At 62.6% G+C, this 23519-nt stretch carries 12 protein-coding genes; 1 reads left to right on the top strand and 11 read right to left on the bottom strand.

What is annotated here, in order from left to right:
- Positions 1-186 precede the first annotated feature (186 nt).
- The 7 genes from tamL to WMO46_RS01045 form a co-directional block, all read right to left on the bottom strand.
- Entirely contained in the window at positions 187-2499 is a 2313-nt protein-coding gene (tamL, locus tag WMO46_RS01015; RefSeq protein WP_302588117.1) for a translocation and assembly module lipoprotein TamL, read from the bottom strand.
- Positions 2474-7189: a translocation/assembly module TamB domain-containing protein gene (locus WMO46_RS01020; protein ID WP_349093602.1), complete on the bottom strand. Its 4716-nt coding sequence runs from the start codon at positions 7187-7189 to the stop codon at positions 2474-2476. Before WMO46_RS01020 ends, tamL begins: the two co-directional genes overlap by 26 nt.
- A 231-nt stretch (positions 7190-7420) precedes the next feature.
- Positions 7421-7759 carry a cupin domain-containing protein gene (locus WMO46_RS01025; protein WP_129650832.1) on the bottom strand — a complete coding sequence of 113 codons (339 nt, stop codon included), beginning with the start codon at positions 7757-7759 and terminating at the stop codon, positions 7421-7423.
- Positions 7701-9392, bottom strand: coding sequence for a hydroxylamine reductase (hcp, locus tag WMO46_RS01030; RefSeq protein WP_349093639.1), 1692 nt, complete (start codon positions 9390-9392; stop codon positions 7701-7703). Before hcp ends, WMO46_RS01025 begins: the two co-directional genes overlap by 59 nt.
- 238 nt (positions 9393-9630) lie before the next feature.
- Positions 9631-11028: a sulfatase family protein gene (locus WMO46_RS01035; RefSeq protein WP_129650830.1), complete on the bottom strand. Its 1398-nt coding sequence runs from the start codon at positions 11026-11028 to the stop codon at positions 9631-9633.
- Positions 11025-12416 (bottom strand): sulfatase-like hydrolase/transferase, encoded by a 1392-nt coding sequence (locus tag WMO46_RS01040; protein ID WP_278965323.1) that lies wholly within the window; start codon positions 12414-12416, stop codon positions 11025-11027. Before WMO46_RS01040 ends, WMO46_RS01035 begins: the two co-directional genes overlap by 4 nt.
- The gene (locus tag WMO46_RS01045) at positions 12409-14160 is read right to left on the bottom strand and encodes an arylsulfatase (RefSeq protein WP_349093603.1); all 1752 of its coding nucleotides are present in this window, start codon (positions 14158-14160) and stop codon (positions 12409-12411) included. Before WMO46_RS01045 ends, WMO46_RS01040 begins: the two co-directional genes overlap by 8 nt.
- 301 nt (positions 14161-14461) lie before the next feature.
- Between WMO46_RS01045 and WMO46_RS01050 the strand changes: the two genes are divergently transcribed.
- Positions 14462-15631 (top strand): glycoside hydrolase family 130 protein, encoded by a 1170-nt coding sequence (locus WMO46_RS01050; protein ID WP_349093640.1) that lies wholly within the window; start codon positions 14462-14464, stop codon positions 15629-15631.
- 57 nt (positions 15632-15688) lie between these two features.
- Here the strand turns inward: WMO46_RS01050 and WMO46_RS01055 are convergent, their stop codons facing one another.
- From WMO46_RS01055 to WMO46_RS01070, 4 genes are all read right to left on the bottom strand, one after another.
- Positions 15689-18652 (bottom strand): glycosyl hydrolase 115 family protein, encoded by a 2964-nt coding sequence (locus WMO46_RS01055; protein ID WP_349093604.1) that lies wholly within the window; start codon positions 18650-18652, stop codon positions 15689-15691.
- A 77-nt stretch (positions 18653-18729) separates the two neighbouring features.
- Complete coding sequence (locus WMO46_RS01060) at positions 18730-19902, bottom strand: Ig-like domain-containing protein (protein WP_349093605.1); 1173 nt, start codon at positions 19900-19902, stop codon at positions 18730-18732.
- 75 nt (positions 19903-19977) lie between these two features.
- Positions 19978-21651 (bottom strand): Ig-like domain-containing protein, encoded by a 1674-nt coding sequence (locus tag WMO46_RS01065; RefSeq protein ID WP_349093606.1) that lies wholly within the window; start codon positions 21649-21651, stop codon positions 19978-19980.
- 28 nt (positions 21652-21679) lie between these two features.
- Positions 21680-23515: a RagB/SusD family nutrient uptake outer membrane protein gene (locus WMO46_RS01070; RefSeq protein WP_019152184.1), complete on the bottom strand. Its 1836-nt coding sequence runs from the start codon at positions 23513-23515 to the stop codon at positions 21680-21682.
- Positions 23516-23519: the final 4 nt, after the last annotated feature.

The following is a 23519-nucleotide window of genomic DNA, read 5'->3' on the forward strand; positions in this document are numbered from 1 at the left end:
CCGGTTTAGATACTGTATGGGCAATTCTAATCCCAAGGCTTGGTATTAATTTATAAAATTTAATTGTAAATTGAGATGGAATATTGCAAAATGCGATGCTCCGGCCCTGTGAAAAAGAGCCCGGACCGGGCGCTGGCGGGCGTCCGGTCCGGGTGGAATCCCGGCCTTGGGCGGGGCGGGGGCGGGTCAGAAAGGATAGCCGATGGCCAGGTGGAAGCCCAGGCCGTCCTTGAAGCTGGAGATGTTGTAATAACCCTTTTTGTCCGGATTCGGATAGGGCGTGTGCAGGCCGATGCCGAGGTCGGCGCGGATGACCAGAACGCTGATGTCATAACGCAGTCCGAAGCCCGTGCCCAAGGCGATCTCGTTCAGGAAGCCCTTCCATTTCAGCTCCGCGCCGGGGCGTTTGGGGTCGTTCTTCAGCAGCCAGATGTTGCCGGCGTCGAGGAATACGGCTCCGCCGAGCTTCCCGAGGAGCCCGAAGCGGTATTCGACGTTGGCTTCCAGTTTGAAATCGCCCGTCTGGTCGAGGTATCCGTTGCGGTCGTCGCGGGGCGGGCGGTAGCTGCCGGGGCCCAGCGAACGCACCGTGAAGGCCCGGATGCTGTTGGCGCCGCCGATGTAGAACTGTTCGCTGTAAGGCATCACCTCCGAGTTGCCGTAGGCGTAGCCCACGCCGACGAGCAGGCGCGTTGCCAGCCAGTTGTTGCGGCGGCCGATGCGGTGGTAGAACTTCAATTCGCTCACCTCCTTGGCGAACTGCGAGAATCGGTTGCCGAAGAGGTGCTGGCGCTGGCGTTCGCCGAAGGCCCGCAGAATGCCCGAGAGGAGATTGCCCGCCGAAGTGACGCTGTTCTGCCAATAGAGACGGCGGTTGCCCGTGGCGCCGTAGCTCTTGTCGAAGGTGTAGGTATAGCCGATCGACGGCACGAACTGGTTGCGGAAGCTCATGGCGATGGCCGGGTTCTCGTCCATCGTCTGATCGAAGGATTCGGTCGTGTGCAGCAGTTTGTTATAGGTGAGCTTGAAGACCGTCAGCGCGTGGCGGCTGTAAGGCGAGGTCTGGAAATTGTAGCCCGCCGAGCCGCTGAAGGCGATCAGCCGGAAGAAGCTGGGACGGTTCATCAGGTCCACGCCCAGCTGGAACGAGGTGCTTCCCGGATAGCGCATGCGCCGCGTCATGGAGTGCGGCAGCAGCAGTCGCGGGATGTTGAGATTGGCGTTCAGCCCCAGTTCGTAGGAGTTCAGCCGCGAGGAGCGGCCTCCGGAGTTCCGGTTGCCCGTCTGCCATTCGTAGGAGCCGTTGAGTTTCAGGGCGAGGACCTCGCCGCCCCGGAAGAGGTTGTTGTTGCTGACCTTGAAGGTGATGCCCGGGCCGATGAAGCTGTTCGACTTGGTGGTCACGTCGGTTTCGAGGGCCGCTTCGAGCGGGTAGTCGAACTGCGCGTCGAGCGTGACGTCGAGCGTGTCGGCGCCCCGCAGGGAGTCGAGCGGCGTGACGCCCAGGTTGACCGAGCGGAAAATCCCCAGTTTGTTGAGGCTGGTTTGCGTGCGGCTCTGGGCATCGACGGTGAAGAGCTGGCCGGGTTCGAGGGCGAGCGCCCGGGCGAGGACTCCGGGCCGTATCTTCATCGGACGCTGGGCGATGACCGTGGCGTTGCGCAGCCGGAGGGTGTCGGCCGGACCGGGGCGGATGTTGGTCAGACGGACGGTGATGTCGCCCACGCGATAGGGTTTGAGGGCCACCTCGGGGGTGTTCGGTTTGAGGTTCAGCCGCACGGCGACCCGTTGCGGCGAGATCGTTGTGTCGGCGAGGTATTCCAGATACTCCGGACGGAAATAGTAGTAGCCCCGGTTGCGCAGGAGCCGCGCGATGCGCTGCCGTTCGAGCGTGAGGGTGTCGAGGTTGTATTGCGCGCCCGTGCGGAGCAGCGAGGTGGCGTGCAGACTGTCGATCAGGGGTTTCAGCCCGCCTTCGACCGCCGGGTAGGTGATCTCCGAGTAGCGGAACGGCGGCGCGATCCGGAGCGTATAGTTCACCTTGGCCTTGCGGCCGTGCTTGCGGTGGAGCAGGGAGTCCGAGGCCCGGGAGCCGAAATAGCCGTAGTTTTCGAGAACCAGCTCGGCGACCCGGGTGCGCAGTTCGGGCTGCACCTTGGAGATCAGCACGGGCTGTTTGGCCAGCCGCTTGTAGAACCAGTATTTGAATCCCTTTTCTTTCGGCGTGTAGAAATAGTTCCACGCCCAGAGGCCGATCGGCAGCGGCGTGCGCAGATAGGGGCTGTAAAGCGGGTTGTTCGGGGCCACGGAGAGGGGCTCCTTCACGGCCGATTCGGCGGCCGAGGAGAGCACGACGCCCGAGTCGGGTTCGATGCGGATTTTCTTCACGCCCGTGTACAGAACCTCGCCCGCCCCCAGACGCCGGGTGGTGGAGCAGGCTGCGAGCAGCGCGGCGGCCGCAAGCAGGAGGACGCTATTTCGGAAGCTCTTCGGACTCATTGCGTTGTCGTTTTTCGGTGCTGCGCTTCGTCAGCCGGAACAGGTCGCCCAGGCGCAGCAGTTTCTTGCGGATGACGAAGCCCACGCCCGTCTCGGTGATCTCGCCTTCGAGGATGCTCTCGTAGCCCGTGTGGCGGAACAGGCGCAGGTACATGTTGTCCCGTTTGGTGAGCATGTATTCCAGCGAGATGTCGTCGATCAGGTTCTCCTTGAGGTTCTGCGACGGATCGGCGTCGGTGCTGATCTTGCCTCCGATGACCGCCCGCACGCGGTTGCTGAACAGGCTCTTCGAAAGGCGGTAGGAGTAGTCGGTGCGCTGGCCGTTGGGGTCGTCCTCGCCGTAGGAGTTGATGCCGAACGAGAGATCGACGCCTTTCAGATTGTTCTGCGCCCACTGGTTGAGCTCCTTCTGGATGAACGAGTTGAGCGGGTTCTCCGAGGAGGCTTTGCCCGTCGATCCGGGACCCGTGTAGGTGTTGTATATCAGGAGGTTCATCGCCTGCGTGGCGCGCTGTTCGGCCGTGAGCGAGTTCAGTTCGTTTTGCAGCGTGAGGTCCTCGGGGGCCGCGAGGTCGAAGCTCACCGCGAGGTCGTTGAGCGTGTTGCGGATGTTGATCGAGATGTCGAAGTTCACCGGGCGCGCATCCTGGTCGTTCGAGGAGACGTTGGTCCGGACGGTCTCGACGGCCGTGATGTTGAAGGCCGGGTCGGCGATGTTCCCCACCCACTCGACGTAGCCGTCGGGGGTGATCTTGAAGATCTTTTGCGAGATGACCGGCGGGTTGTAGCGCACGGTGCCGCCCGAGAGGACGTATTTGCCCGAGAGGCTCACGTCGCCCAGCGGATTCATCGTGTAGGTCAGGTTGCCGCCGCCCTGGAGGTCGATGCGGTTATCGCCGCTGGCCGAGAGGTCCACGCCGGCCTTCACGTCGCTGTTGATATCGACGTTCAGCAGCACGTCCATACCGCCGATCCGGACCGCCGGGGCCGCTTCGGAGGGCTCCTGCGCGTCGAGGTCGCGGAACGACACGAACGACACGACGTTCTGCGGCCGCTCTTTCACCTCCATCGGCGAGTCCTGCATGACGTAGCTGATGTCCGTGCCGCCCAGCAGGGCGAGGCTGCCGCGGACGACGAGTTCGTCGAGCGGCCCCCGGGCCGTGGCGTCGAGATCGAGGTAGGCTTTTCCGTAGACCGGGGCTCCCTCCTTGCGGGCGACGTTCACGAATTGGAAGTCGGAGGCACGCAGCGCGAGGTCGGCCTTCATCCGGGCGAAGTCCGAGAGATCGACGCTGCCCCGGATCGTCAGCGGATTTTTGTTCGGGGCCGTGATCGCGTAGTCGTCGAACCGCACGCGGCTGTCGGCGATGCGGATGGTGTCGGACGAGAGCCGGAACGAGGTGCCGATCATCGGCACGCGGACTTCGGTCTGCGCGAACCGCACGCCGCCGTCGAGTGTCAGCCGGTCGGAGGTGCCCCGCACGTGCACTTTCGCCCCGAGGTCGCCCGAGAGGCGGAGCAGATCTTCGGGCAGAAAGATGTTGACCGGACGCAGGGGAAGCCCCGGAACCGAGACCGTCAGGTCGAGCGGGCTTTCGCGGTCGGGGCGGTAGTCGCCCGCGACGGTCAGCGCCTCGGCGCCGTCCAGCAGAAGCCGTGCATCGGCCCGGTGTCCCCGGCCCTGACCGTAGAAGAGCCCGAAATCGAGATTCCCGAAACGCTGTTTTGCGTAGGAGAGCTCCGACACCGACACGTCGCCCCGGAGGCACAGGCTGTCCGGCGCGAGGTGCAGCGTCACGTCGGCGCCCAGCACGCCGTCGATGGGCGGCGCCGAGGGGAGCAGTTCCAGCATCGAGCCGATGTTCAGTCCGGCGATGTCGAGCCGGATGCCGTCGGGCGCGCCGGGGGCGGAGACGCTCCGCAGTGCGAACCGCTGGGTGCCGTGGGTCAGGTCGAGGTCGGCTTCCAGCCGTTTGTCGAAGCGGTAGACGAGGTAGTTGCCGGGATTGACCTCCCAGGGTTCGAAGCCGAAGAGCGGGTTGCGGGGCGTGACGCTCGCGCGGATCAGGCTGTCGGTCCACGCCACGTCGAACCCGAAGCGGAACCCTTCGCGGCCCGCACAGTTTTTCTGCCAGAGGTTCACCGTGCCGGTGTTGCCCGCCAGACTGCCGTACAGGGCGGCTTGCGCCACATGGTCGAGATTGCCGGGGGTGTTCGCCGCGCGGAGGTAGTAGGCCAGCCGTTCCGCCTCCTGCGCGATGCCGAGCTTCACGGTGTCCAGCACGATGCCTCCCGAGGCGAGTCCTTCGACGCGCATCCGGAGCGAGACGGGCTGCGAATCGTGGTTGCCGCCCCGGATTTCCAGCGCTTTGAACGAGGCTTTCCGGGTTTTCAGCAGGTTGTTCAGGATATTGTTCCGTCCGGCTGCGGCTTGCAGGTCGAAGTCGGGAAGCACGGGTTGCAGCTGCTCCATATCGACCTTCTGGAGGCGGATTTGGCGCGCCAGCGTGTCGGCGCTCCGGGTCAGGGCCGCGATCAGCGAGTCCAGCGGACTGCGCGACGAGAACCGCAGCGACAGGTCGCCGGACGACGCCTCGACCCGCGTCGAGGCCGTGTCGGCTGCGAACGAGAGGCTGGTGGCGCGGATGCGGTCGGTGCGGTAGCCGCTTCGGATCACGATGCTGTCCAGCCCCACGCGGGCGGCATAGCTGCCGGAGCGGGTCGCCGATGCCTCGGCGTCGAGCAGGAACGAACCGCCGAGCCGCTCCGGGGCAAAGCCCATCTGTGCGAGGTCGAAATCGGCGATTCTGCCTGCGAGGCGCACCTCCTGCCGCTCCTCGGTCAGCGCACCGGAGAGCGTCAGCGACATCCGCAGGGTCGAATCCCGGTCGGAGAGGGCGCCCGAAAGACGGTGGTCTTCCAAATCCGCCTCCAGCCCGATACCGCCGAAGTCGTGACCGCGGTACTCCGCATGGTCGATCTGCGCCCGGAGGCTCGCCCGGGTCCGGGCTTCGAACGGGTCGAATCCGGCGCCCCGGGCGGTCAGCGCGAGGTCGAGCATCCCCAGCGAGTCGGACGGCAGGAAGCGGCCGGCCGGGAAGCTGTCGCACCGGAACTCGGCGTCGTAGCTCTCCTGCCGGGGATCGAGACGCCCGTCCAGAACGATGCGGCCGTCGCCGACGGAGAGCGTTGAGGCGACCGAGAACGCACCTCTGTCCGCCGCGGCCGAGCCGCGAAGTCCGATCCGGTCGGGGATCGCCACCCGGCGGCGCAGGGCCGAATCGGGCAGTAGCTCCACGAGGAAGGCCATGTCGCGGAAGTCGCCTTCGAAACGGGCCGAAGCGTTCAGCGATTCGGGGTCGAGGAGGTTTTGCGCCCGGCCGTCGGCGGTGAAGTCGAGGTGTCCGGGCGACGATATGTCGAGACCGATCCGGCCGATGTCGGCCAGGGTTCCCGCCGCGGTCAGTTTCATCCGGACCGTGCGGTCGTTCAACGCCGGAGGGATCGCCGCCGGGCAGAGATCGGCGATCTCCCGGGTGTTCAGGTCGGCGGAAAGCGCGGCGGAGAGCGGCGTGCGGGGCTCTGTGCGCAGGATGCCGGGTCCGGCCGAAACGTCGGCCCGGAGCCGGGAGCGGGCGGTTCCGAGTTCGAATCCGGAGAGCGAAACGCCTGCCGGGCCCATTTCGAACCGTCCGCTCGCGTCGCGCACCGAAAGTCCGCTGCGCTCGGTGAACGTCAGCTGCCGGAGTTGCAGGGCGATGTCGGCGCCCCGGTTGTAGACCGAGTCGATCCGCAGGTCGAGTGCCGAGAGGGCGATGAACGCCGGGTCGAATCCCGCGGCGGGGCGGTGGCCCAGCGTGCCGTACTCCACCCGGTTGTCGGTCAGCGCGACGCTTCCCACCCGCACGGTCCACGGCAGGGAGGGCGTCGTGTCGGCGGGTTCGGGCGGCGTTTCGGCCCCGGGGCCGGACGGGGCGGTCAGGTAGGAGCAGACGCCGCGGTCGAGCAGCACGCTCCCGACGCTGACCTGCTGGCTGTCGAGCCGGACGCGGCACTCCTCGACCATGCCGTCGGCAAGGCGTACCGCGAGTTCGGTCACCGCGGGTGCGGTCCGCATCCCGAAGGAGGTGTTCAGTACCGAGATTTTCCGGATGTCGAGCGACCAGGCCGGCGGAGCCGTGCTGTCGGCCTTTTCCGCAGGGGCCGATGCCTTCAGGCCGAGGAAGATGTCGCCGTCGGAGAGTGTGATCCGGGCGATGCCGGCCCTCTGGGTCCGGAGGTCGGCCCGGGTCTCCCCGAGCGAGAGCAGTCCGGCGGAGAGGCGCATATCCAAACCTCCCGTGGTGTCTTTGTAGTGGGCCGCGATCCGGTCCAGTTCGAAACTGCGGACGACGACCTCTTTCCGGATCAGCGGCCACAGGGCCACGTCCAGCGAGAGCCGGCCGCAATCGACGAGCGTGTCGGCCCGGTCGATCAGCAGCGTCTCTTCGACCGTCAGCCGGAGCGGGAAGGCGAGGCGGATGCGGCCGACCGAAAGGTCCATGCCGAGCGCCTCGGAGGCGTAGCCGACCGCCTTGCCCCGGATGAAATCCTGAACGGCCGGAACGTAGAGCAGCGCGGGGGCGAGCAGCACCGCCAGCAGGATGACGATCAGTGTCCGAAGCGTATATTTTACGATTTTTCTCAGCATGTGCACAACGAACGATTCCGCCTGCCGCAAAATTCAAGCCGTTGAATGCCAGTTGTTTCTGTCCGCAGCTGCGGGAAGCGGATTTGTCCGGCTGCAAGTTACTAAAGCCCTGCCGATTGCGCAAGCGGAGGACTTCGGATAAACGGTCTTATTCTGGACATTTACGGTCTTTTCCGCTCGCATCTTACGGGCGTAAAGAGAACGCCGGCGCAAGCCGGCGTTCTCTCTTTCTCATCCCTTGATCATGGTCAGCAGCATTTTGAACCGCCCGACGGCTTGCAGGGCGTGAGGGACCCCGGCGGGCATGATGACGGCGTCGCCGGTTTTCAGCCGGAGCGGTTCGCCGCCGATCCGGATTTCGGCCTCGCCGTCCAACACCTGCACCAGGGCGTCGAACGGTGCGGTGTGCTCTGCGAGTCCCTGCTCCTCGTCGAATGCGAAGAGGGTGATGTTGCCGGCGTCGTTTTTCAGCACCTGTTTGCTTACGACGCCTCCGTCGGCATATTCGATTTTATCCGCGAACCGCATCACCGATGCCTTCGGGAACGTGTTTTCCGTCGTTGTTTTCATAAATCAGGTTTTTCATGTCTTCTTCCACAGTCGAAATGGTCCCGAGGCCGAATTTGTCGGTCAGCACTTTCAGTACGTTCGGCGACAGGAACGCCGGGAGCGTGGGCCCGACGTGGATGTTCTTGATGCCGAGGCTCAGCAGCGACAGCAGCACGATGACGGCCTTCTGCTCGTACCACGCGATGTTGTAGACGATCGGCAGGTCGTTGACGCTCCCGAGCCCGAAAGCCTCCTTCAGCGCCAGCGCGATGCGCACCAGCGAATAGCTGTCGTTGCATTGTCCGGCGTCGAGTACGCGCGGAATGCCTCCGATGTCACCCAGCGGCAGTTTGTTGTAGCGGTATTTGGCGCATCCGGCCGTCAGGATGACCGTATCTTCGGGCAGCGCCGAAGCGAAATCGGTGTAATACTCCCGCGAGCGCATGCGGCCGTCGCATCCGGCCATCACGATGAACTTCCTGATCGCTCCCGACTTCACGGCATCGACCACCTTGTCGGCCAGCGCCAGCACCTGATGGTGGGCGAAGCCGCCGACGATCTCTCCGTGTTCGATCTCCGTCGGAGGCGGGCACTTCTTGGCGTGCTCGATCAGCTGCGAGAAATCCTTCGGTCTGCCCTCCTTGCGGTCCGGGATATGCGTTGCGCCGGGCAGCCCGGCCGAGCCCGTCGTATAGATCCGGTCGGCGTAGGCCGCGTTCGGCCGCGGGGGCACGATGCAGTTGGTCGTGAAGAGGATCACGCCGTTGAAAGTCTCGAACTCGTCGCGTTGTTTCCACCAGGCGTTGCCGTAGTTGCCGACGAAGTGGCTGTACTTCTTGAAAGCCGGATAATAGTGCGCCGGAAGCATTTCGCTGTGGGTGTAGATGTCCACGCCGGCATCTTTGGTCTGTTCGAGCAGCTCCCCGAAGTCTTTCAGGTCGTGACCGCTCACGAGGATGCCGGGGCGTTTGCCGACGCCGATGTTGACCTTCGTGATCTCCGGGTCGCCGTAGGCCGAGGTGTTGGCCTTGTCGAGCAGCGCCATCGCCTTGACGCCCGCTTCGCCGACGTTCAGGATCAGCGCCGTGAGCTCGTCGGCGCCGATGTCTTCGCGGCTGACCTCGGCCAGGGCGTTTTCCAGCATCTCGTAGAGCGACGGGTCTTCGTGGCCGAGGTTCAGGGCGTGTTCGGCGTAGGCGGCGGCTCCCTTCACGCCGTAGATGATCAGTTGTTTGAGCGACCGTATGTCCTCGTCGCGCATGCTCAGCACACCCACTTTTGCGGCTTCGGCTTCGTATTCCGACGGGGCGGGGCGGAATTTCACTTCAGGCATGTCGGGCAGCGCGATGCCGCGTTTCTCGGCCGTTCCGATCAGGCGGTTTTTCGTCGCCAGCGCTTCGGCGATGCGCATCTTCAGCGCCTCGTCGTCGAAATTGGCGTTGGTGATGGTGCTGAACAGCGCGTCGAGCATCCGGCGGCTGGCGGCGGTGTCGGCGGCGCCTTTTGCGCGCAGCGCCCGGTTGACGATCGCCTCGCCCCGGACGGCATAGATCAGCACGTCCATCAATCCGGCGGTCGCGGGTTCTTTTCCGCAGACGCCCTTGATCGTACAGCCCTTGTTCATGGCCGTCTCCTGACATTGAAAGCAAAACATTCCCATAGTCGTATGTGTTTGTGTGTTTATGTCAGGAGGCCGTCAATTACCTTGCCAGCGATCGGGAACACGCACTTTCCGACCGGAATGTTTCGCTTTGCATGCAGATTTTCAGCCCTCGGCCGCCGTTGCCGGGCCGCTGCGGTTTCCTCTTTCCGACCGGATCGGCTATCGCTGATGCAGGTTCACCATATAGCAGGTGCGGTTCGTCGCGGGCCGAGTAGAGACAGTTCTGATTTTAACGGTGTTTGACCATGTGTTCCAATGCCTCCATCTCCGTTTGCTGGCCTTTGTCTCCCTGGCTCTCCATCCATTGCAGGAGTTTGGCGCGCATCCGGGCCTTTTCGCCGGCGTATTGCGGGTCGTCGGCGAGGTTCCGGGTCTGGAACGGGTCGTTTACGATGTCGTAGAGCTCTTCGGCCGGCCGTTTCTGATAGCGTTCGACCTGTCGCCGGGCGAATTCGTCGGTGGCGGCCTTCTCCTTCCACGACATCCACCAGCCTTTCTTGGGATTCGTGGACATACATTTGAATGTGGCCTCGGGCGTGAGGTTCATGATGTAGGCGTAGCGTTCGTTGCGAATCGAACGGATGGCGTAATACTCCGGTCCGAAGAAGATTCCGCGGCTGGTCTGGATGCCGTATACCTCGTTTTTGAACGAATCGGTTTCGCCCTTGATGACGGGCAGAAAACTCCTGCCGTCGAGTCCTTCGGGGATCTTTCCGCCGGCGATGTCCACCAGCGTCGGGGTCACATCGACATATTCGCACATGGCGTCCGTGACCCTTCCGGGCTTCACCGTCCCGGGCCAGCGGATGACGAACCCCGTATGCAGACCTTCGTCGTAGCAGGTCCACTTGCCGAACGGGAACGAATAGCCTTGTTCGCTGGTGAAGATGAAGATCGTGTTTTCGTCGAGGCCGTACTTGTGCAGCAACGCATCGACCGCACCGACCTGGTTGTCCAGTTCGTTGATCTCCGCAAGGTAGTTGCGGAACTGCTTGCGCGTGGCGGGCGTATCCACCAGGTTGCAGGGCAGCGTGAGGTCGTCGGGGTTCCAAAGGCTCTGGTCGCCTTTGTTCCAGGGGTCGTGGGGCTCAGTCGAACCGACGTAGAGGAAGAACGGCTCGCCCGAACGGGCCACATCGGCCAGAAACGGTTCGATCAGCTCGGGATAGACGGTGCGCTGCTGTTCGTTCGAGAGGTATTCGAACGGAAAGGCTTCGATGGGGGCGATGTGCCGTTTTCCTTCCAGCGCGACGCGGTAGCCTGCTTGCTTGAGGTACTGGGGGAGCGTGCCGACACCGTCGTTGAGCCGGGTGTGGTTGGGGTATGCGCCTGAACGAACGGGGTAAAGTCCCGTGAGCAGGCAGTGGCGCGTCGCCGAACTCATGGCTGTGGCCTGGAAGAACCGGGTGAAACGCACTCCTTCGGCGGCCAGCCGGTCGATGTTGGGGGTGATGGCATCGGGGCTGCCATAGCAGCCTAAATCGAGGAACCGGCAGTCATCGGCGATGACCAGTACGATATTCGGTTTTTTCGGGGTTGTGCCGGTTGCGGGTTTTGCGGCTTGTGCGATGCCGCCCGAGAGCAGGGCCAGCGAGGTCCCGAGCCCGATTTTTCCTGTGGGTGTCATTTCACTTCTCTTTGAATGTTGATGCGGGGGCGGCGCTCCCACCAGGCGAGGAGGCTCTTCGAAAGCTCTTCCGTAAGGCCGGGATGCTCTGCGGCGAGGTTTTGCGTCTCGTTGGCGTCTTTCGACAGGTCGTACAGCTCCGCATTCGTTCCGTCGGGGTTGACGAGCAGTTTCCAGTCGCCGCGGCGGATCGCCAGCGAAGGGCTGCGGTGATAGGCGTCCCGCGGGAAGTTGAACGATACGTTGCGGCCGAAATCCCACATCAGATCACCCTTGCGGGCCGAAGCTGTCCCCAACAGAGCCTTGCTCATATCCTCTCCGCTCGATCGGTAGTCTTTCGGCAGGGGAGCCCGGGCGATGGCGCAAAGCGAGGGCAGCAGATCCACGGCGCAGACGACGGTCTCGTCGTCCACCTTGCCCGGCGTGATGACGCCCGGCCAGCGGATGATGAAGGGCATGCGGATGCCGCCTTCGTAGAGGCTGTTTTTGATGCCGCGCAGACCGTTGGTGCGGAGCTGGCGGAAACTCGGCGCCGGACCGTTGTCCGACGTGAAAATGACGATGGTGTTGTCGCTCAGCCCCAGTTCGTTCAGGCGGGTGAGAAAACGTCCGATCTGACGGTCGTATTCCGCCAGCACCTCCGTGAAGTTGGGGCGCGATCCCCACGTGTTGTTGTGGTCCTGCGACTCTTCGTCGGGAACCCAAGGCGTGTGCATGTCGTCGGGCCAGAGGTTCACGAAGCAGGGCGTTCCCTGATGGCGCACCAGAAAGTCGAGCGTCTTGTCGATGAAGTAACCGGTTCGCTCCCATCGTTTTACGTCGTCTTTTTTGCACCATATCCAGTTCGAGGCGGTCAGTTCGGGCGCGGGATCGGGGCTCTCCCAGGTCGAGCAATATTCGTCGAATCCGTAGCGGGTGATCTGCGGTGCATCCGTCACGTCGCGTCCGCCTCCCATGTGCCATTTGCCGAAGTGTCCGGTGGCGTATCCTGCGTCGTGGAGGATGCGGGCCATCGAAGGCGCGTCGGCTGAGAGATAGTCGGCCTGCTCGCAGGCGGCATTGCCCTTGCGGGCCTGAAGGTATGTGTTGATGCCCCATTCCATCGGGAACATTCCCGTCGTGAGACCCACGCGCGACGGCGAACTGACCGGCGCTGCCGAGTAATAATTGTTCATCACCAGCCCCTGGGACGCCAGGCGGTCGATGGCCGGCGTTTCGATCCATCCCGTGTTGGTGCATGAGAGGTCGCCGATGCCCATGTCATCGGTGTAGATGATTATGATGTTGGGGCGCGTTTGGGGCGCTTTGACTTTGGCGGGCGTTTGGGCTGCGGCTGATGCAGCGGTGCTGACGCCCAGCAGTCCGGTGAGCAGTGTGCGGTTATTCATGTTCGGATATTTTGAGTGTTTGTTTTTTAGCGGGTGTTTTACTCGTGGTCGGCCACGGTTTCACTTGACAGCGCTCTGCGAATGCTTCCCATTTGCGGGCGAGTTCCAGAACCAGTCGGGGACGTTCGGCTGCGATGTCCCGACATTCGGTCCGATCGGTTTTCAGGTCGTAGAGCTCCCATGCCGAAAGCGGAATGTCCTGTTTGCGACCCTTCGATGCCTTGTAGACCAGTTTCCAGCGGCCCGATCTGACGGCCCGGTTTCCCTCGTGTTCCCAGAACAGATCCCGTTCCGGCATCGTATCGTCCTCGAACGATCCGGCGAGACTCGTGCCTTCGCAAGGCGTTATCGTTTTGTCCCCGTAACTTTCGGGATAATGCGCCCCGGCGAGATCGACGCAGGTGGCCATGATGTCCGGGAGCTGTCCCGGCGTTTTGCGCAGTTCGCCCCGGGCCGTAATGCCGGCGGGCCAGTGGACGATCAGGGGCGTGGCGATGCCTCCCTCGTGCACCCAATGTTTGTATTCGCGGAACGGGGTGTCGCTCAGGTGCGCCCAGCCTTTGCCGTAGGCTACGTAGGTGTCGGCGCCGCCGGCCTCGACCTGTCCGCGGCGCATCGGACGCCCGTCGCGGGTTTTGAAGGGGATCAGGAGGGTTTGGAGTTCGTCGGGAGCCATCGGGGCGAGGGTTTCGCCCTGGGGGACGCGGACCTTGAACGGGGGACGCTGCCGCTCCATGCCCTCGGCGCAGCCGCCGTTGTCTTGAAGGAAGAGGATGATCGTATTGTCCAGCATCCCCTGCCGGCGGAGCCATTCGACCACGCGGCCGATATTGCGGTCCATGCGCGATACGATTCCGGCATAAACTTCCATGCAGCGGATTTCGAAATCCTTGTTCTGCACCGTGCGCCACGGAACCACCGTTTCGTCGGTTGAAAGCGCCCAGGACGGGTCGAGCAGCCCTGACTGCCGCATCCGGTGGTATTTCTCGCGTCTGAGTTCGTCCCAGCCCTTGTCGAAGACGCCGTGATAAGAGGCGGCCTCTTCTTCCGGAACCTGCATCGGCCAATGGGCTGCCGTGAAGGCCATATACATGAAAAACGGCTTTCCGGCCTGCCGGTCGTGGTGCGTGGCGAGAAATTGCAGGGCGTTGTCGGCAATGGCGTCGGTGTAATAGAACGTTTCTGGACGGTAGGCCGGATCGTTTTCCGGAGTGATGTAGTCGTTGCCCCGGCAGAGCGTCGCCGGATCGTAATAGCTGCCGCCGCCCATGATGGTTCCGTAAAAGTGGTCGAATCCGCGCTGCAACGGCCAGTTGTCCTTCGCGCCGGAGGGCGAGAGCTGGTTGGTGACATGCCATTTGCCCACGGCGTAGGTCGCATACCCGGCCGTGCGCAGAACCTCGGCTATCGTCACGCAGCGGTCGTTCAGGTCTCCGCGGTACCCCTCTTCGCCGTGCTGTTTTTTGGCCATGTGCCCGATGCCGGTCTGGTGGGGATGCAGGCCGGTCAGCAGGCTTGCCCGGGAGGGGCAGCTCCGGGCCGTGTTGTAGAACTGGGTGTAGCGCAGCCCGTGTGCTGCGAGGCTGTCGAGATTGGGCGTACGTATCAGACCTCCGTAGCAGCCGATGTCGGAATACCCCATGTCATCGGCGAGAATGACCAGGATGTTGGGTTGTTCCCGGGCTGCCGCGGGCGCCGCACAGGCCGCCGCTCCGAGAGCGGTCAATAGGATCGGTTTTTTCATAGGCGGTGTTTCGGTCGTTTTGCGATTGCAAGATAGCTATTCTCCGATTGTGCGGATTTCAAAAATTGCCCAAAAGAGGTGGACGAAATGTTCAAAATGCGCCGAAAGGCCGGATATTCGATTTTCCGAAGGAATTTTCCGGAGGTGAGTCCTTTTATTTTCGCCCGTTTTTTCGTACCTTGTACCGAATCTGCCGGTGACGGACGATCCGGCGGAAACCTCGGGAAAAAACTGCGCGGACGTGCGGAAACCGACCCGGGAACAGAACTTAAAAACAGATTTCATGAAAAGACTATTCAGAATGTTGCTGACGGCCTCCGGGCTTCTTGTTTTCGTTGGCGGCGGTGCGGGCCGAGCTTCGGCTGTGGAGCCCGGGGCGACTGAAAACCGGCTGCCGGAATGGGCGCTGGGCGGCTTCGTCCGGCCTGCGGGCGCCAATCCCGTCATTCGGCCCGATTCGCAGGTCCGGTTCTATTGCCCGATGCGCAGGGATTCGGTCGGATGGATGGAGAGCGACACGTTCAATCCGGCCGCGACCGTCCGGGACGGGGAGATCTGCGTGCTCTTCCGCGCCGAGGACAATTCGGCCACCGGTATCGGCAAGCGCACGTCGCGGATCGGACTGGCCCGGAGCGCGGACGGTGTGACGATGCGCCTCGGGGATGCTCCGGTGCTCTTTCCGGCCGAGGACGCGATGAAGGAGTGCGACTGGCCGGGCGGTTGCGAAGACCCCCGCGTGGCCGTCACCGAAGACGGAACCTATGTGATGCTCTACACCTCGTGGAACCGCCGCATTCCGCGGCTCAGCGTGGCCACGTCGCGCGATCTGGTGACATGGACGAAGCACGGCCCGGTATTCGCCAAGGCTTACGGAGGGCGTTTCCGCGACCTAAAGAGCAAATCGGGGTCGATCGTGACGAAACTCGACGGCGACCGGCTGGTCATCGCGCGCGTGAACGGAAAGTATATGATGTACTGGGGCGAACGGATGGTCAACATCGCCACGTCGGACAACCTGATCGACTGGACTCCGGAACTGGATGCGGACGGGAATCTGAAAGGGGTGGTCTATCCGCGCGAGGGTTATTTCGACAGCGCCCTGACCGAGTGCGGCCCTCCGGCGCTGCTGACCGACAAGGGCATTCTGCTGCTTTACAACGGCCAGAACCGGCTCGGCGAGGGGCGGGACAAACGTTATCCGGCGCGCACCTATTCCGCCGGGCAGATCCTGTTCGACGCGAAAGAGCCCGGGAAAGTGATCGGACGCCTCGACGTGCCGTTCTTCCGTCCGGTGGACGACTTCGAGAAGAGCGGACAGTACAAGGACGGGACGGTCTTCATCGAGGGGCTGGTCTATTTCAAGTCCCGGTGGTATCTCTATTACGGCTGTGCCGATTCGCGGGTCGGGGTCGCCGTTTACGATCCGGCCGTCACGACGCCCGGGGACCCCGTTCCCGGATGTCCGGAGTGACGTTTCCTGCCGTCCTGAAAAAAAGGAACGATCCGAAAATCCGGATCGTTCCTTTTTTCATTGTACCTCGGCGCGGGTGGGCGGCGGCCCCTGGTAGGAGCGCTGCATGCCGCCGAAATCCAGCACGATCTTTTGAAGCACCGTGCCGGCGTCGCCGCACAGGATTTTCAGCGTGTGTCTGCCGGGCTTGCCGATGTGGAGCGTCGTTTTGTTCACGCGGCAGTTCCGCAGCACGCTTTCGTACCAGGTCTGCGCGTATTCGATCGACGAGGTCGAGGGGTTCATCACCGGACCTTCGTCGATGCAGACTCCGTACTGGGTTTCCAGATTCGTCGCCTCGTGTCCGGCGTATCCCCGGTCGGCGCTGATCACGAAGGTCGGCAGCACGTAGGTGTAAACGTCTACGGAACCCTGTTCGAACGTGTAGAAATCGTATTCCACGCAGGGCACTTCGCGCCGCCGGGTGTTCTGCTTCGGCATCGTCGGATCGCCCAGCTGGAGCGCCGCGTTCTCGACGCCCAGATTCGGAACCGGGCGGATGCGGATCGCGTCGTTCTCGCGCTTGCGGTGGAAATCCGCCGCCGGGATCGAAATGTATCCGTTGTGCTGTACATACACCCCTTGCAGCTCTTCGCGGGCGGGGGAGGCCGGGTTGAACACCGAAACCAGCACGCGGCAGCTCTCCCCGTTCGCGGCGGCGATCGTCAGACAGCCCGAAACCTCGTCTCCGACGGGAACTTTCGTCCAGTCCACCGACACTTCGATCCGCTCTTCAGTGCGCGTCGTGCCGGCCGTGCGGCTCAGCACGATCCACTCGTCGCTGGCGGAGGCGCTCCATTGCAGCGGCTCGCGGCCCTTGTTGTAAACGTCTACGAAATGGGAACGGCGCAGGAACGTGTCGAACGTCGGGAGCATGTGGAAACTGCGCATCCCTTTCATCACATCCTCGTTTTCGGCCTCGACCTCCAGCACGGCGCCGGGTGCGAGCTGTGCGCTCCGCAGTTCGGGCAGCTGGAAATAGGAGGCGGCGAATCCCTGGTTCATCGTCATCACGTGATTCCACTTGCCGCCGAGCAGGGCGTTGTAGCCCGCCGTGATGATCCGCAGGCTGTCGTGACACATGCGGCTTTCGGCGGCCAGCGCGTCGGTCGCGGCACGCTGCTGCGTGGCGTAGCGGCGGTTCTGCTGTCCGCGGAGCACCATCCGGTTCAGCAGTTCGCACGCCTTCACCGGGTAGTAGAGCACCTGATAGAAGCACGCCCGGTTCGCTTCGGGCATCCGGTCCATCAGCGCTTCGGCCTGCCCGGCGATCCGGGCGTAGGCTTCGAGACGGCGGTCGGCCTCGCGGTAATTGGCGAACGAGAAGTCGGTGTCCGTGTTCCGCTCCTTGCCGTGCTTGTCCGTGGCCCATTGGTAGCCCCAGCCCATGAACTCGGGCTTGCGGACGAATGCGAGGTGGTAGAAGGTGTCGGAAATCTCCCGGAAACGGTCGAAATACTCCCGGCCCAGCAGGCCGCTCATCCACTCGGCGCGGTAGTCCGCGGCGCGCCGGAAGTCGAACGAGTCGATGTCCCAGGCCATCGCCAGGAAGAAATCGACCGCGAATTCGCACGACTTGATGTCGCCGGCATTCAGCAGCCATATGCGGTCGGCCGTCGAATCGTAGGCTTTGCGCAGCTCCTCGTACATCAGCGTCGGCGAGGTGGTGTTCATCCACAGGTAGTCGTGCGGACGGCCCAGGTAGGACGAGTGGTAGTAGACGCCCGAACGTCCGGAGCGTTTCTGCTCCGCGGGGCTGCTCAGGCGTTTCATGTAGCCGTAGTTGTCGTCGGGCCAGATGATCGTCACGTCGTCGGGGAGCTCCAGCCCCCGGTTGTAAACGTCGAGCACCTCCTTGTAGGGTGTGAACGCCTGCGGAATCTCCTCCGCGGGTTTGCCCAGCACCTCTGTCAGGATCTGCCGCTGTGACAGCAGGGCCTCCTGCATGGTGGCTTTCCGTGCGTCGAGATCCTCGCTGCCGGCCATCGCCCGGTCGTGCAGACCCCGCAGGGCCAGCGTGTAGACGTTCTCATAGGGCGCCGAGGTCTCGACGCGCTCTTTTAACACCCGGTCCACTCCGGCGCGGTTGTTCACGTAGTCCCATTCGCCCATCGTCTTCGAATCCCATTCGCTGGCGGTGTTCAGCCCCAGCGGCTCGCAGTGCGACGAGCCGACGGCGATGGCGTAGCGGTCGGCGATCCGCATGTTTTCGGGAATCTTGTAGAAGGCCGTCGTTGCGTCGTGCATCGCCGGGGCCAGGTAGTTCGCTTGCAGGCGGAGCAGCAGCTCGCACACCTTCTCGTAGGTCTTCGGGCCGATGTTGCCCAGCTCCTTTTCGAAGTTCTCCTTCGCCCAGCGGTAGAGGCCCCAGTCCTCGTCGTTGATGAAGATGCCGCGGTATTTCACCGAGGGGCTTTCCGACGTGAAATCCCCGACGCGCAGCGTCAGCCGGTCGCGGTGCCGCACGGGGGCGTCGGCCCACCAGTACCACGGGCTTACGCCGATGGCGCGCGACACCGAAAGCAATCCGTAGGCCGTGCCGCGGCGGTCGCTGCCCACAATGACCAGCGCTTTGCGCATGCCGTGTCCCGGACGGTCGACCAGCCGGACTGCATAACGTTCCCAGCCGCCTTCGATGGCCGAAACGTCGATCTTGCCGGCTGCGATCAGTTCGTCGATCCAGCGGCTCTGACCGATCGTTCCGACGATCACGGCGCAGCGCGTCTTTGCGGGCAGTTCCTGCCCGGCGACGACCGGAATTTCGCGGCCTGTTACGCGGGCGACATCCGCGGCGAACAGCCCGGCGGCGGTTTCCACGACCGCGGCGTCCCCGGCGTCGTAGCAGACGGCCGCACTGGAATCTGCGGCGACCAGTTCGAAGTCCGTGCGTGCGGAGGCCCGTTCGGTCAGCGCGACCTGCGCTTGCAGCGCCGCGGCCTGCATCCACAGCAGGGCTAAGGTCAAGAGGGTTTTTCGTATCATCGTTGTCTGAATTTTGAAAGTGGGAAAAGGCCCGAAGATTTCTCCTTCGGGCCTTTTCGATTACGCTACCCGACGGCCTATTCCTGTGCGCGTCCGAGATAGATTTCGTTGATCTGGATGGTATTGCCCGGGTTGATGCCTCCGTATTCCACTCCGCGGGCGCAGTAGAAGCCCAGATTCGGAGACGCCTGCTTGACATCGTTCCAACCGCTGAACCGCAGATAACGGTAGTCGTTCTCCGGGATCGGAACGTTGTCCGTTTGCAGGTTCTCGTAGACGTTCGGATCGGGAGTCAGCTCGACCCGTTCGGCGATGACCTCGAAGTTCGTGCCGTCGTTGCTGCCCTCGATGCGGTTGAAGCCGAACCAGCGGACCAGAATGTTCTTGTTGCCGCCTCCCTCCGGACGGTGGTGGATACGCAGGTAGTTGACCTTGCCCGGATTCTCGCCGCGGTCGATCTGGAACCAGATCACGTCGTCGGCGGAAAGGCCGTTTCTGCCCGGACGGTCCATCGACAGCGTCGTGCTCGCGTTGCCGTCGATGGCGGCCGTCGCGCTGCTTCCGATGGCGTTGTCGGCTTTCCAGCCGTGTGAGAAGCTCATCGACCATTTGCTGCGGTCCCAGTCGCCGTAGAACTCGGTGACCGTGACCTCGATCGATGCCTTGACCTCGGGGTGGTTTCTGGCGGCGGCCGTGATGGTGACGCTGCCGCTTCGGTGGCAGATCATGCGGCCCGTTTCGGCGTTCACCGATGCGATTTCCGGATCGGAGGATGAGAAGACCACGCCTTCGTTCTGGTCGAACGGCTCGACCGAGACCAGCAGGTTGTAACCGACTCCGGCGTAGGCATTCATGGCCGGGGCGGAGAATACGATCGACTCGATGTCGATCGGGATCTGATCGACGACCGTCACCGCGAAATAGGTTTCGATGCCGCTCACGTAGATCGAAATCATGGTGATGCCGGCTTTCTGGGCCGTAATGACGCCCTTGGGGCTGACCGTCGCCACTTCGACGTTCGAGGAATAGAAGAGCTCCGCCAGATCGGTGGCATTTTCGGGCAGCACTTTCACTTTCAGCGCAACGTCCCTCGTTTCGCCGACCTCCATGATGAGGCCGCCGCTCAGCTCCTCGTCGAGCACGACGCTCTCTGCGGGAACCTCCATCGTTCCCGGTTCGGGTATGCCGTCTTCACAGCCGGCGCACAGCAGGGCCGCCGCGGCAAACAGACAAATGCTTATTTTTTTCATAATTTGAAAGTCGTTTTTTCGGTTGAAGATTCCGGACCCCGGCGGCGGACCGTGCTGCCGCCGGAGCCGGAAAGTTTAGTTGCCCGCCGCATCTTTCGAGCGTCCTATGAATAACTCGTTGATCTGGGCGGTATTTCCCGTCGTGTCGAAGCAATTTTTGTCGCTGACGAATTTCAGATAGCGGTAATTCGACAGCGGAATTCGGATGTTGTCCGTTTCCTGATTCGCCAATACGGTTGACTGGCTGTCGAAATCGACATCGGTGGCGATGGAGGTCCAGCTGCCTTCCTCTCCGGTGTCGCTTCCGAGAATCTCTACGAATTTATGCCAGCGGGTTCCGTAGTCGGCCTGACGCGTTGAAATGTGCCGGATGCGGAAATAATTGATCTTATGCGCACTTTGCAGATCGACCACGAACCATATCTGGATGTCGGATTGAGTCCCCAGGTTTACACCTCCCGAATTCTTGCCCGGACGGGTCTGACCGAAATTCGACGTTCCATTCGCATCATTGTCGAAAGCGGCCGTTACACTGTTTTTCGTGGGCGTCGTGGGCAGGTTGTGCGATGTCGCGCTCATCATCCATCCAGTGCGGTCGTAGTCGCCGCAAACGGTAAGGGTCAGTTCCGCTTTGACATCGGCGTGGTTCTTGGCTGCTGCCGTGACGGTCGTTTCGCCCGCTTTGAGACATGTAACCTTTCCGTTTTCGCTGACCGTTGCGACCGACGGATCGGAGGAGGTGAAGACGATTCCTTCGGTGTGCTCCGCAGGCAGGATCGTCAGCAGCGTTTGCAGATCCAGTTCTGCTTCCGGTTCTCCGAGTTCGACCTCCTTGCTCGATTCCGGGAATGCAATCGAGGTGATCAGCACGGCGCCTTTCTCCACCTTTACGCTGAAAGTGGCCTTGATACCGTCTGCTTCGACGGTGATCGTCGTCTCCCCTTCCGTAAGGGCCTTGATTTCACCTGCGTCGCTGATGCTTGCAACCTCCGGCTTCGACGAAGTGTAGGTTTCCGTCTTGAAGGAGGCGTTTTCGGGAGCGATCGTCGCCTTGCCGGCGATACCGAATGTGTCGCCGATCGCCAGCGTGACGCCCTTGGCCAGCTCTTCGGGCAGCGTCACCGACTCCACGGCGATCTTCTCGACCGTGAGGGTGAACTGGGCCGATTGGCCATCGACGGAGATCGTGATCGTCGCTTCGCCGACGGCGATCGCCGATACGATGCCCTCTTCGGTGACCGACGCGATCATCGGGTTCGACGAATTGTAGCTTTCGGTCTTGTCCGTGGCGTTCGAAGGGGTGATCGTCGCCTTGCCGGCGATGTCGAGCGTCGCGCCGAGTTTCAGCGTTACGCCGTCGGCCAGTTCGGCAGGCAGCGTGACCGATTCGACGGAAATCCGCTGCTCCCGGACCTCCACTTCGAAGTGCGAGTGCTTGCCGCCCACGCTGATCGTGACCATCGCCAGGCCCGGCTTCACGGCCTTCACGACGCCGGCGTCATCGACCGAGACGGTCTCCGGGTCCGACGACTCGTAGGTCTCGGTCTTGTCCGTGGCGTTTTCGGGGCGTACCGTCACTTTGCCGGCGATGTCGGCCGTCTGGCCGACGACCAGCGAGATGCCGCCGCTCAGCGACGTGTCGAGTGCGATCGCCGAAACGGGAATCACCTTGTCCGTGTCGGAGCTGTCGTCGCAGCCGGCACCCAGCAGGGCCGCCGCTGCGAACAGGAATATGCTGATTTTTTTCATCATCGTAAGTTTATCGGTTTATACGGCTCTACCAACCGGGATTCTGCACCAGCACGTCGCTGCGCTTGATCTCGTCCAGCGGAATGGGATAGAGGTAGTTTTTGTTCTTGAAGGAGCGGGTCTGCAACTTCGTGCGGGTGTAGAACGCGGGCTGCGCCTGATCGACGTTCATGCCGTGGAAATCGCCTCCCTGACCGCCTTCGCCGGGCGCTTTGTCGGCGATCATCCAGCGGCGCACGTCGAAGTAGCGCTGCCCCTCGGTGGCCAGTTCGATGCGGCTCTCGCGGCGGATCGCCTCGCGCTGCAAGGTCTGGTTGCCCTCGATGGCGGGATTCAGCGCCTCCAGATCGTCCAGCCCGGCGCGCCGGCGCACCAGATTGACGTATTTCAGTACGTCCGCGTTGCCCGGGTCCACCTCGTTGAGCATCTCGGCGTAGAGCAGGTAGAACTCCGCCAGGCGGAAGATGATCACCGGACGGTATTTCGACGTTACGGCGCCGGAGATGTTGCCTCCGTAGACCGTGCGGTTCATGCGCTTGTAGAGCAGGTAGCCCGTGAGCGGGGCGCCGTCGGCCACCGAGTTGTCGTCCCGGCCGCCGCGGTAGAACTGGATCTCCTGATTGCTCATGTGCCACTTCATGCCCGAGAACGTGACGGTGTTGTAGAAACGGGGTTCGCGGTCGATGTACATCTTCGACACCTGAACGCCGTTGTAGGTCCCCATCTCGGCTTCGTTGGCGGGGTAGAGCTCCGACTTGGGGAGGAACGAGGTGGCCTTGATCGGCTTGCCGTCCTTCATGTAGAAGTCATCGACCAGCTCTTGCAGGACGTGGAATCCGCCCTGACCCTGAGGCTGCGAGCGCGGGGTTGCGAAGGTGTCGAATTTCTGTTCGCCCAGCTTGCCCCACGAATTGGTCGAGGTGGCCCAGATGATCTCCCTGTTGTATTCCTGGAACAGTTTGTAGAGGTCGTCGTCCGGGTTGCCCGTGTTGAGCAGTTCGTAGCGGCTGCCCTGCTCGGCGTAGTCGAGGAAGTCGCGCAGACGGTCCACCGCCGTTTGCAGCTTCGAGTCGTTCCGGTCGGGGAAGAGCCGTTTTCCGTCCTTGTTCGTCAGCGCCAGAGCCTCGGGCCATCCGCCGTTGAAGAGCGGGCTGGCGGCATAGACCCACAGTTTGGCGCGCAGCGCCAGCGCGGCGCCCTTGGTGGGCACGGCGCGCAGGTTCTCGTTGTCGTGGTAGGGCTCCTGCGCCATCTCCTCCATGCACTCCTTCAGCTCCCGGTCGATGAATTCGATCACCTCGTCGAGCGAGTTGCGCGGGAGGTCGAGATCGTCTTCCAGCGTCATCGAATGATCGACGATGGGAATCGGGCCGTACAGCTCCATCAGGTAGTAGTGGTAGGCCGCACGCATGAAGCGGACGTTGGCCTTGTAGAGCTTGATCTCCTCTTCGGTCAGACGGTCGGCGTCGGGACCTCCCTCGTCCACGATCGGGTGAGCCTGCTCGAGGAAGATATTGGCCTGCCGGATGCTCCCGTAGAGCGTGTTCCAGCGCTGCGAATTGCTGTTGGACGAGTTCCACTCGGTGTATTTGCCGGCGTTGTTGGCCAGTCGCGTGTAGATTTCGTCGGAGTAGGCGGTCCAGGGATTTCCCATCGGGCTGTCCGTGACCCAGACGGCCGAATAGTCGGGACGGTTGTTGAAGACCTGCGAATACCACTTTTTGGTGCGATCGACATTGCTGAACACCTGCGAGATGTCGGAGATGCCGCCGGCCAGTTCGTCGGACACGTCGAGGAAACTGCACGACCAGACCGTGCAGGCCAGCAGTCCGGTGGAAAGTATTTTTACAAAATTCTGTTTCATAGTT

Source organism: Alistipes intestinihominis (assembly GCF_040095975.1).
GTDB classification, from domain to species: domain Bacteria; phylum Bacteroidota; class Bacteroidia; order Bacteroidales; family Rikenellaceae; genus Alistipes; species Alistipes senegalensis.